At 39.8% G+C, this 1,458-nt stretch carries 1 protein-coding gene; it reads right to left on the bottom strand.

Features of this window, described 5'->3' with window-relative positions:
• The coding region (locus tag KDK17_RS14355; RefSeq protein WP_257288354.1) for a hypothetical protein at nt 1–1,366 on the bottom strand (1,366 nt) is incomplete at its 3' end.
• Between the last annotated feature and the right edge of the window lie 92 nt (nt 1,367–1,458).

Below are 1,458 nucleotides of genomic sequence, written 5' to 3'. Positions count from 1 at the left end.
TAGCAAAATCATAGTGACTCCTGAACCAATCGACGAAATCACTCAAGTATTTTATTCGTTCTTTCAGGTATTTACTCTTCTTCTCTTGTCCTTTGTTAATTTCTTTTTCTTCTTGTCCCTTTGCTGCCTTGTCATGTTGGCCTCCATCAGACTGTTGATTATCATCGGTGACAATACCTGGCTCAAGCATTGCCAAAACAGTCCGTGATTGTTCCAGCAGGCCGGCAAATCCTGTACCGAGGGTGACCATTATGACTTGGTATTCATTTGCATCAGGAAAAGTTTTTTGTAATTGTTGCTCTATGTAATTTGAAAGGGTTATAAGCAATTCTTTAAATAATTCAGGGTTTTCATTTCCCGGGTTGTCTTTTGCATCATTTAACACCTCTTCGAATATTGCAAATAATTTCTGTTCTTTGCCTTCTCTGTTTGTAGAGTTAGTAACGGTATCATCCCAGTTTGATTTGCTAAAGTAACTCGAGATGTTGTTAACGTGTCCTTTTGCGGATTTTATAAAGAAAGCATCAAGAATCATGGATATGGCATTAATGAGATTCACGAACTGATTGTTTGAGGCAACTAATTCTGGATTTTTTTCACCATATTCTTTTATTAGCACTAACATTCGCTCATCTGTTTTTATATACCGCTGATAAAACGGTATTCTGTCCATATGAACGTTATAATTTAGCAGGGTGGTAGCGGCTTTTATCATTGGATCGATTGGGGTCTCGTATTTTTCAGCTTTTGAGGGGTTATCCAATTGTTGCATTTGCCTAAGGTGTATTTCTCTCATAAATTTCATGCCAGAGATCACTGAAGCAGACTCTTTAACATTTGCTTTTAAAACTTCGTGATCTTTTATGGGTTCCTTTTTACCAAGAAGTTCACCTTTGTTGCAATGAAGTCTCCCGCTACAAGACGAGCTAATGGCTTCAAGCAGGAATGAGTTAAAAAAGAAATGAGCCGCTTCAGGGTTGGTTCCATTTGAATGGATGGCTGCATAGTAACTTGCCATAAACGTCACGAGGTTCAGTTTTTCGTATGGATCGTTGATATCGACAGGTGACTCGGCACCGTGGAAAGAATATAGAATTGCCATCAAATCATTCTGGTTTTCATCAACCGTAAGGTGGAGTGTTTTTATCAATTGCTGAATCATGTCTGCAATGGTCAGGCTCTCTTTGGGAGGGATTTCCGGAAAGTAACTCAATATAGTTCTTATGGAGTCTTCATCAAGGCCTGTATTCATCCCTTGGAGAATGTTACTAATACTGGTATGGCTCACTGATGGGAGCGGAATTTGCACTACAGGCTGCAGTTGCTGTGCAGCAGCTCCCTCCGATTCTTCTGAATCCTCATCCATTTTTTCGCCTTGCTCATTTTCGTGGTTCATGGCAAAGATAAGATGGGTCGTATTCGGGTTGAGAGCAAAAGGAGAGATTCTCCCAACATAAG

The sequence above is a fragment of the Endozoicomonas sp. SESOKO2 genome, from assembly GCF_024606245.1.
Classification (GTDB): domain Bacteria; phylum Pseudomonadota; class Gammaproteobacteria; order Pseudomonadales; family Endozoicomonadaceae; genus Endozoicomonas_A.
The sequence above is the reverse complement of the archived record's forward strand: the minus strand, read 5'-3'. Positions and strand labels throughout refer to the sequence as shown.